The following is a 9,632-nucleotide window of genomic DNA, read 5'->3' on the forward strand; positions in this document are numbered from 1 at the left end:
TTCATAACACGCTCTAGACCCGAGGTCCGGTCGGATCGGGCGGCGACGTGCCGGTGGAGGGGCCGGGTTGCGTGCCGAAGGTTGGCATCACCACGGCGGGCGCGACGACGAGTGGCCGCATGCCGACCGCAGGAAGGCCGCGGTCGGAGATTCCGCACTGCATCGAACAGGTCAGGAAAAATTGCGGAGCGCGGATATCCGCACGAACATGGCGCGGCGTGGGTCGAAAGGCAGGTCCTCGAAGCCCCATGCCCGACAGAAGCCGCGCACGTCGTCGTTCAGCGGATGCGTGAGAACGCCCGCGCCGGCGATGACGGCCGATGCGTGCAGGGCGGTCTTGAGCGCGAAGTGGATCAGCGATGGCGCGTGGCCTTGCCTCCGACAGTCTTCATCGACGGCGAGTTGGCCGAGCACCATGACCGGCACGGGATCGGGGCTGCTGCGCTGCTGCGGCTTGGGCAGGAAGGCGCGCTCGATCTGCGCGGCACTCAGGCCGCATCTCAACCCAAGACACCACCCCAGCGCATCAGGCGTTGCGCTTCTGGTAGTCCTTGATGTCGGTGAAGCGCACGGCCGGGTAGCGCTCCTCCTCGTAGCGGAGCGAGAAGGCGGTGGTCGCCATGAAGACCGGCGCCCCGTCGAGGTCTTTTGCCATGGCCGAGCCGTGGGACTCCACGAACTTGTCCAACTCGACCTCGGACTCGGAGGAGACCCAGCGGCAGACGGAGAAGCGCGTGGTGTCGTAGTCGATCGGCAGGCCGTACTCGGCCGAGAGCCGCTCCTTCAACACGTCGAGCTGGAGGGCGCCGACGACGCCGACGATGGCCTGGGAGCCGTCCTGCGGCACGAAGACCTGGACCACGCCCTCCTCGCCCATCTGCTGGAGGGCCTCGCGCAGCTTCTTGGCCTTCATCGCGTCGGTGAGCTTGATCCGGCGCAGGATCTCCGGGGCGAAGCTCGGCACGCCGCGGAAGACGAGGTCCTCCCCCTCGGTCAGCGTGTCGCCGATGCGCAGCGTGCCGTGGTTGGGGATGCCGACCACGTCGCCGGCGAACGCCTCGTCGGCGATGGCCCGGTCCTGGGCGAAGAAGAACTGCGGCGCCGAGAGCGAGATCGGCTTGGCCGTGCGCACCAGCCGCGCCTTCATCCCCCTGTGGAGCCGGCCCGAACAGACCCGCATGAAGGCGATGCGGTCCCGGTGGTTCGGATCCATGTTCGCCTGGATCTTGAAGACGAAGCCTGTCATGCGCGGCTCGGTCGGCTCCACCAGGCGCTTGTCGGCATCCTGCCCGCGCGGCGGCGGGGCGAAGCGCGCCAGCCCGTCGATCAGGTCGCGCACGCCGAAGTTGCGCAAAGCCGAGCCGAAGAACACCGGCGAGAGGTGCCCCTCGCGGAACGCCTCGAGGTCGAAGCGCTTCAGGCCGCCCTCGGCGAGTTCGACCTCCTCCCGCCAGGCATCGGCCTCGCCGTTCTCGGTGAGCAGCCTGTCGAACAGCGGGTCCTGGAAGCCGGAGACCGCCTCCGTTCCGGCGTCGTCCGCCGCATCGAACCGGCGCACGCGGTTGCCGCCGAGCTCGTAGGTGCCGGCGAAGTTGCGGCCCCGGCCGATCGGCCAGGTGATCGGCGCGACATCCAGCGCCAGGGTCTTCTCGATCTCGTCCAGCAGCTCGAACGGCTCGCGCGCCTCGCGGTCGAGCTTGTTGACGAAGGTGACGATCGGGATGTCCCGCAGCCGGCAGACCTCGAACAGCTTGCGCGTCCGGGCCTCGATGCCCTTGGCGGCGTCGATGACCATCACGGCCGAGTCGACGGCGGTCAGCGTGCGGTAGGTGTCCTCGGAGAAGTCCTCGTGGCCGGGGGTGTCGAGGAGGTTGAAGACGCAATCGCCGTACTCGAAGGTCATCACCGAGGTGACGACCGAGATGCCGCGCTCCTTCTCGATGCCCATCCAGTCGGAGCGGGTGGAGACGCGGTTGCGCTTGGCCTTGACCTCGCCGGCGAGCTGGATCGCGCCGCCGAACAGCAGCAGCTTCTCCGTCAGCGTGGTCTTGCCGGCATCCGGATGCGAGATGATCGCGAAGGTGCGCCGCCGCGCCACCGGATCGGCGGGCGGCCTCGCCTCGGTCTTGGTCTGCGGCTGCATCAGCATGGCGGGCAACGGTCTCGGGCCCGCGATCGGGCTTTTTTGGGATCTGGGGCGGCGGTTCGGACGGCCGGCTCCGCGGTGGGACGGCGTGCCGCCCTCATCTAGGCCCGGCGGCGACGGTTGGCAAAATGCGCGGCTCGGTTCAGCCGCGGCCGATGAACGGCATCCTGGTCGCGGCGATCGTCATGAACTGGACGTTGGCCGAGAGCGGCAGCCCCGCCATGTAGACCACGGCCTCGGCCACGTGGCGGGCATCCATCACCGCCTCCTGCTTGAGGGAGCCGTCGGCCTGGCGCACGCCCTTGGCGAAGCCCTCGGTCATCTCGGTGGCGGCGTTGCCGATGTCGATCTGGCCGCAGGCGATGTCGTAGGGGCGCCCGTCGAGCGAGGTGGCGCGGGTCAGGCCGGTGATGGCGTGCTTCGTGGCCGTGTAGGGCGCCGAATGTGGGCGCGGGACGTGGGCCGAGATCGAGCCGTTGTTGATGATGCGTCCGCCGCGCGGGTCCTGCGCCTTCATCATCCGGAAGGCTCCTTGCGTGCAGAGGAAGGCGCCGGTGAGGTTGGTCTCGACGCTCGCCCGCCAGTCGGCCAGCGCGACCTCGTCGATGCAGGCGGCCGGCGTGAAGATGCCGGCGTTGTTGAACAGCACGTCGAGGCGCCCGAAGGCGTCGCCCGTGGCCGAGAACAGCCGCGCCACGGAATCCGGGTCGGTCACGTCGGCCTCCACCGCCAGGGCCGCCGCGCCGATCTCGGCGGCTGCCGCCTCCAGCGCCGTCAGCCGCCGCCCGGCAAGCACCACGGCGTAACCGGCCTCCCCCAGGCCGCGCGCCACCACGCGGCCCAACCCGGACCCCGCCCCCGTCACCACCGCGACCCGCTTCTCCGCCATGCCCGTCCTCCCGAACCCCCGATGACGGCACGCGCCCGAACGCGCCCGCCCCGTTCCCCGCACCGGGTTCGACCGCCCCCAGCCGCCGCGAAAGCGGCACCGGACGGTCACCCCGGCCATCGCCGCGAAGCCTGTTGCCACAACGCCCGCCCAAGTCTAGACAACGCCACCCTCCGGTGGGGCGTCGCCAAGTGGTAAGGCAGCGGTTTTTGGTACCGCCATTCCCAGGTTCGAATCCTGGCGCCCCAGCCATATGCCTGAATAGGCTTGCATCTCAACGCGTTAGGCCAAGTCGGGCAGCCCCTGGAAACCTGTCGTCCGTAACGGGTCGGCGGGTGCTGCGGCCGGACAAAAGCGCGTTCGTGTCAGGCCGGCCGGGCGGCACGTCCCTTTGGCGGAACGGTTCCGCGGCTCTTGCCGTTCAGGACGCATCTTTCGCTTTCAGGAGACATGCGATGCGTAGAAGCCTGCTTGCCGCCGGTGCCGTGTTGACGCTGCTCGGCGTCTCGAACGTCCAGGCCCAGACCACGGTGATCGAGCGCGAAGGCCCCGATCGGGTCGTGGTCGATCGGCCGGCTGCCGAGTCCAAGTCGGTGACGGTTCGTGAGCATGGGGACGGATGCGTCTCCAAGACCGTCAAGAAGGAGAACGCGGACGGAGACCGGACGACGGTCCACAAGGAGACGTGCGACTGATCCGATCCGACGCAGGAAGGCCCCGGCGGTTGCGCCGGGGCTCATGTACGAAAAACGTGCCGCACGCACTTCGTTTCGGGGCGCCGCCGGCACCGATGGATCCTTGTCCTCCGCCTCGGACATGACGCGGATATCGGCCTCGCGGTCGATCCCGAACGCCTTCTCCGCCCGTCCGGCGCGGCCCGCCGCTCCAGGTCGGCGACGGGTCCGCGATACGGGGAGTGCGCCATCGGCAAGGCGGTCGTTTCCTGGACGCCAGCCGCAGGCCGTCGACTCATCCGGCTGCGGCGTCACGGCCGGGTTCCAAAGGCACGGGAGACGCTACATCGGCCCGACCCCGATCGAGACCCGACCCGCCATGACCGCCCTCCGCTTCGTCCTCGGCGACCAGCTGACCCGCACGATCCCGACCCTGAGCGATCTGGACCCGGAGGCGGACACGGTCCTGATGGTCGAGGTGGCGGAGGAGACCACCTACGTCCCGCACCACAAGCAGAAGATCGCCTTCGTCCTCTCGGCGATGCGCCACTTCGCCGACGACCTCCGGGCCGAGGGCATCCAGGTCGACTACGTGCGGCTCGACGACCCCGACAACACCGGTTCCTTCACCGGCGAACTGGAGCGGGCCGCGCGCCGGCACCTGCCCGACAGGATCGTCGTCACCGAGCCCGGCGAGGCGCGGGTCATGGACGCCGTCGACGGATGGTTCAGCCGTTTCAACATCCCCGTCGAGGTCCGGCCCGACGACCGGTTCTACTGCTCGCGTGAGGCGTTCGCCGACTGGGCCCGCGGCAGGCGGAGCTACCGCATGGAGGCGTTCTACCGCGTCATGCGCGAGCGCACCGGCCTGTTGATACAGGGCGGTGAACCGGAGGGCGGCCGCTGGAACTTCGACGCCGAGAACCGCAAGCCATGGCCCGCGGACGAGGCACCGCCCCAGCGCCTGCGCTTCGACCCGGATGCGACCACCCGCTCGGTGATGGATCTGGTCTCCCGCCGCTTCGCCGGGCACTTCGGCGAGATCGAGGATTTCGGCTGGGGCGTGACCCGGGCGCAGGCGCTGGAATCGCTGGACGCGTTTGCCACCGGCTGCCTGCCGTCCTTCGGCGACTACCAGGACGCCATGCTGGCCGGCGCCCCGTTTCTCTATCACGCGACGCTGTCACCCTACATCAACGCCGGGCTGCTCACGGCGCGGGAGGTTGTCGACCGGGCCCTGGCCGAGCACGAGGCCGGGCGCGTGCCGCTCAACGCGATCGAGGGCTTCGTGCGGCAGATCCTCGGCTGGCGCGAATTCGTCCGCGGCGTCTACTGGCTGCATATGCCGGCGTACAAGACGAGCAACGCGCTGGGAGCGGAGCGCGCGCTACCGTCCTTGTACTGGACCGGCGAGACGCCGATGAACTGCATGCACCAGGCCATCGAGGATACCAGGCATCAAGCCTACGCGCATCACATCAACCGGCTCATGATCACGGGAAACTTCGCCCTGCTCGCGGGCATCAGGCCGGCCGAGATCGAGGAATGGTACCTCTGCGTCTACGCCGACGCCTACGAGTGGGTCGAGCTTCCCAACGTCCACGGCATGGCGACCTTTGCCGATGGCGGGCTGATGTCGTCCAAGCCCTATGCGGCGGGAGGCGCCTACATCGACCGCATGTCGAACTATTGCACGACCTGCGCCTACAGTCCGAAAATCAAGACCGGCCCACGGGCCTGTCCGTTCAACTATCTGTATTGGGCATTCCTGATCAGAAACGCGCCGCATCTTGAAAACAATCACCGCATGACGATGCCCTATCGGACGCTGTCCAAGTGGGATGCCAGGCGCAAGGGTGAGATCGTGGCCCAGGCGGACCGTTTTCTCGATAGCCTGCCCACCGGGTACGCCTGATCGCACCGCCATCGAGAGGCACGCCCCGCCAAGCGCCTCCCTCCGGCAGGAATGCCGCCGGGGACCCTTCGATGGGACCGCCCGGTGCCGCGGCGGACGATGGGCGACGACGCCGGCTCTCGCCCCGCGGAGGGAATTGTCCTAGACCGGACCGGACCCGATCCAGGACCGTGCCGATGACGCGCCTCGCCTCCGCCCTCGTCCCGATGCTCCCCGCCCTGCTCCTGCTGCTGCCGCAGGCGGCGCTCGCGCACCCCGGCCACGGCGGGGCCACCGGCCTCGCGCACGGCTTCCTGCATCCCGTCAGTGGGACGGACCACGTCCTGGCGATGGCGGCGGTGGGCCTGCTGGCGGCCCTGCGCGGCGGCCGGGCCTTGTGGGCGCTGCCGGCCGCCTTCCTCGGCCTGATGGCGGTGGGCGCCGCACTCGGTGCCGCGGGCCTGTCCCTGCCGTTTGCCGAGACCGGCATCGGCCTGTCCATCGTCGCCTTCGGGCTGGCCGCGATCTTCGGTCTCGGCCTGCCGGTGGCCGCGCTGGCCGCCCTCGTCGGCGCCTTCGCCCTGTTCCACGGCTACGCCCATGGCGCCGAGATGCCCGAGACGGCCTCGGGCCTGCGCTACGGCCTCGGGTTCCTGGCCGGCACGGCCGTGCTGCACGCGGCCGGGATCGGCCTCGGCCTCCTCGGGCTGCGCGCCGGACGGGCCCGGACCGCGCCGCTGCTGGGCGGCGTCGTGGCGGCCTCGGGCCTGGCGATCCTGGCGCTCCAGGGCTAGCCCTGCCCGGCCGACCGGAGGCGCAAGGCGAATCCGAAAGACGATCATTCGCGCCCGGCGCCGCCACCGGGTTTCGGGAGGGGCCTTGGTGGATCGCGGCTACGACCTGCTCGTCATCGGCGGGGGCATCAACGGCACCGGCATCGCCCGCGACGCGGCCGGGCGCGGCCTGACGGTCCTCTTGTGCGAGCGCGGGGACCTTGCCGAGTTCACCTCCTCGGCGAGCACGAAGCTGATCCACGGCGGCCTGCGCTACCTCGAATACTACGAGTTCCGGCTCGTGCGGGAGGCCCTGGCCGAGCGCGAGCGCCTGTTGCGGCTCGCCCCCCACATCATCTGGCCCCTGCGCTTCGTGCTGCCGCACGACGAGGGCCTGCGCCCGGCCTGGATGCTGCGCGCCGGCCTGTTCCTCTACGACCACCTCGCGCGCTTGCGAACGCTGCCCGGCTCGACGTCGGTTCGGCTGCGGACCTCCGATTTCGGCGCGCCGCTCCAGGACAGGCTGACGCGGGGCTTCGTCTATTCGGATTGCTGGGTCGAGGACAGCCGCCTCGTGGTGCTCAACGCCATGGATGCCAGGAGCCGCGGCGCCGAGATCCGCACCCGCACCGGCGTCGCCTCGGCCCGGCGCGAGGGGGATGCCTGGGTCGCCACCCTGCGCGACGAAGCGGCGGGCACCGCGCAGACCGTGCGGGCGAAGGCCGTGGTGAACGCCGCCGGGCCCTGGGTCGGGCAGACGCTGGGGGCGACGCTCGGCATCGAAAGCCGGGCGGCCGTGCGCCTGATCAAGGGCAGCCACATCGTCGTGCGCAAGCTCTATGATGGCGCGCAGGCCTACATCCTGCAGCAGCCGGACAAGCGGATCGTGTTCGCGATCCCCTACGAGCGGGACTTCACCCTCGTCGGCACCACCGACGTGCCCTACGCGGCGGAGCCGGGGCCGGTGGCGATCTCGCCGGAGGAGACGGACTATCTCTGCGCCTGCATCAACCGCTCCTTCAGGCGGCGGATCGGGCCGGAGGACGTGGTCTGGAGCTATTCGGGGGTTCGCCCGCTCTTCGACGACGCGGCCGCCGACGCCTCTGCCGTGACCCGCGACTACGTGCTGGACGTGTCCGACCGGGACGGAACGCTGCCGGTGCTGTCGGTCTTCGGCGGCAAGATCACGACCTACCGGCGTCTGGCCGAGCACGCCGTCGCGAAGCTGGCGCCGTACTTTCCCGGCCTCGCACCGGCCTGGACGGGGGAGGCCGCGCTGCCGGGCGGCGCGATGGCGAACGCGGATTTCGACGCGTACCTACGCGACCTGGAGGCCGAGAGGCCGTCCCTTCCGGCCGACCTCGTGCGGCGGCTCGCCCGCGCCTACGGGACGCTGGCCCGCGAGGTCCTCGGGCAGGCGGTCTCGCTCTCCGACCTCGGCGAGGGCTTCGACGGCGGCCTGACGCGGGCCGAGGTGGATTACCTGCGCGCACGGGAATGGGCCCGCACCAGTGAGGACATCCTGTGGCGCCGCTCGAAGCTCGGGCTGCACACCTCGCCCGAGGGCGCCGCCCGCCTTCGGGCCTACCTGGAGCGCGCGGCCGAAGCCGCCGCCTGAACCCATCACGATGCCGAGCCGGCACCAAGACCGGTCGATTGAGCCCGCGTCGAGACGGAGGGAGACATGAGCCGATACGTCGGTGCCATCGACCAGGGCACCACCAGCAGCCGCTTCATGGTGTTCGACCGCGAGGGAACCGTGGTCGCGCAGGCCCAGGCCGAGCACGCGCAGATCTATCCGCGCCCCGGCCAGGTCGAGCACGATCCGCAGGAGATCTGGCGCAAGACGCAAGACGTGATGCGGGACGCCCTCGACGGGGCCGGCCTGACGCCGAAGGACCTGGTCTCGGTCGGCATCACCAACCAGCGCGAGACCACCCTGATCTGGGACCGGCGCACGGGCGAGCCCCTGCACAACGCCCTGGTCTGGCAGGACACCCGCAACGACCGCCTGGTCGCCGAGTTCGCCCGGGACGGCGGCCGCGACCGCTTTCGCGGCGTCACCGGCCTGCCGCTGGCGAGCTACTTCTCCGGGCTGAAGCTGCGCTGGCTCCTCGACTACGTCGCGGGCGCGCGGGAGAAGGCGGAGGCCGGCGAGGTCCTGTTCGGCACCGTCGACACCTGGCTCGTCTGGAACCTCACCGGCGGCACGGACGGCGGGCTCCACCTCACGGACGTGACCAATGCCAGCCGCACCCAGCTGATGTCGCTGGAGAGCCTGGACTGGGACGCAAGGATGCTCGCGGCCTTCGACATCCCGAGGGCGATGCTGCCGCGGATCGTCTCGTCGAGCGCGGTCTACGGGGAGACCAGGGCGCCGTTTGCGGGCGTGCCGATCGCCGGCATCCTCGGCGACCAGCAGGCGGCCCTGTTCGGGCAGACCTGCTTCACGCCGGGCGAGGCCAAGAACACCTACGGCACCGGGTGCTTCGCCCTGATGAACACCGGCGAGACCCCCGTGCCCTCCAAGGCCGGCCTCGTCACCACCCTGGCCTACAGGCTCGAGGGCGGAAAACCCGTCTACGCCCTCGAAGGGTCGATCGCCATCACCGGCGCCCTGGTGCAGTGGCTGCGCGACAACCTCGGGATGATCCGGGACAGCGCCGAGGTCGAGACGTTGGCCGCCACGGTGGAGGACAACGGCGACGTGTACTTCGTGCCGGCCTTCTCGGGCCTCTACGCGCCGCACTGGAACGAGGGGGCGCGCGGCCTGATCATCGGGCTCACCCGCTACGCCAACCGGGGCCACATCGCCCGCGCGGTCCTGGAGGCCACCGCCTTCCAGACCCGCGAGGTGCTGGAGGCGATGGAGGCCGATTCCGGGATTCGCGTGAAGGAGCTGCGCTCGGACGGCGGCATGGTCGCCAACGCGACGCTGATGCAGTTCCAGGCCGACATCCTCGACGTGCCGGTGGTGCGCCCGAAGGTGGCCGAGACCACGGCGCTGGGCGCCGCCTACGCCGCAGGCTTGGCGACCGGCTACTGGAAGGGCCTCGACGACCTCGCCCGCAACTGGCGCGTCGACAGGCGCTGGCAGCCGCGGATGGAGGCGGCCCAGCGCACCAAGATCGTCACGGCCTGGGGCCGGGCGGTGAAACGCTCCCTCGACTGGAAGCTGGACGAGGATTGAAGCTCGCCGATCCTGGCGGAACCTCGCGGCGGGGATGCGTGGGATACGTCACCGATCGGCCCCGCC

At 70.3% G+C, this 9,632-nt stretch carries 8 protein-coding genes and 1 tRNA gene; 6 read left to right on the forward strand and 3 right to left on the reverse strand.

Annotated features, from left to right (window positions below):
• Positions 1-171 precede the first annotated feature (171 nt).
• From COGEMETH_RS22190 to COGEMETH_RS22200, 3 genes are all read right to left on the reverse strand, one after another.
• Positions 172-504: a GNAT family N-acetyltransferase gene (locus COGEMETH_RS22190; RefSeq protein ID WP_238184862.1), complete on the reverse strand. Its 333-nt coding sequence runs from the start codon at positions 502-504 to the stop codon at positions 172-174.
• 22 nt (positions 505-526) lie between these two features.
• Positions 527-2,143, reverse strand: coding sequence for a peptide chain release factor 3 (locus tag COGEMETH_RS22195; protein WP_373875418.1), 1,617 nt, complete (start codon positions 2,141-2,143; stop codon positions 527-529).
• 145 nt (positions 2,144-2,288) lie between these two features.
• On the reverse strand, positions 2,289-3,035 hold the full coding sequence (locus COGEMETH_RS22200; RefSeq protein ID WP_238184865.1) for an SDR family oxidoreductase: 747 nt from the start codon (positions 3,033-3,035) through the stop codon (positions 2,289-2,291).
• A 177-nt stretch (positions 3,036-3,212) separates the two neighbouring features.
• Between COGEMETH_RS22200 and COGEMETH_RS22205 the strand changes: the two genes are divergently transcribed.
• The 6 genes from COGEMETH_RS22205 to glpK all read left to right on the forward strand — a co-directional run bounded on the left by COGEMETH_RS22205 (position 3,213) and on the right by glpK (position 9,566).
• Positions 3,213-3,287: transfer RNA gene (locus COGEMETH_RS22205), tRNA-Gln, on the forward strand.
• A 203-nt stretch (positions 3,288-3,490) separates the two neighbouring features.
• Positions 3,491-3,730 (forward strand): hypothetical protein, encoded by a 240-nt coding sequence (locus COGEMETH_RS22210; protein WP_238184866.1) that lies wholly within the window; start codon positions 3,491-3,493, stop codon positions 3,728-3,730.
• A gap of 358 nt (positions 3,731-4,088) precedes the next feature.
• Positions 4,089-5,624 (forward strand): cryptochrome/photolyase family protein, encoded by a 1,536-nt coding sequence (locus tag COGEMETH_RS22215; RefSeq protein WP_238184867.1) that lies wholly within the window; start codon positions 4,089-4,091, stop codon positions 5,622-5,624.
• Between the two features lie 176 nt (positions 5,625-5,800).
• Entirely contained in the window at positions 5,801-6,397 is a 597-nt protein-coding gene (locus COGEMETH_RS22220; RefSeq protein ID WP_238184868.1) for a HupE/UreJ family protein, read from the forward strand.
• 88 nt (positions 6,398-6,485) lie between these two features.
• On the forward strand, positions 6,486-7,994 hold the full coding sequence (gene glpD, locus COGEMETH_RS22225; RefSeq protein WP_238184869.1) for a glycerol-3-phosphate dehydrogenase: 1,509 nt from the start codon (positions 6,486-6,488) through the stop codon (positions 7,992-7,994).
• A gap of 66 nt (positions 7,995-8,060) precedes the next feature.
• On the forward strand, positions 8,061-9,566 hold the full coding sequence (glpK, locus tag COGEMETH_RS22230; protein ID WP_238184870.1) for a glycerol kinase GlpK: 1,506 nt from the start codon (positions 8,061-8,063) through the stop codon (positions 9,564-9,566).
• Positions 9,567-9,632: the final 66 nt, after the last annotated feature.

This window comes from Methylobacterium trifolii (genome assembly GCF_022179685.1).
GTDB classification, from domain to species: Bacteria; Pseudomonadota; Alphaproteobacteria; order Rhizobiales; family Beijerinckiaceae; genus Methylobacterium; species Methylobacterium trifolii.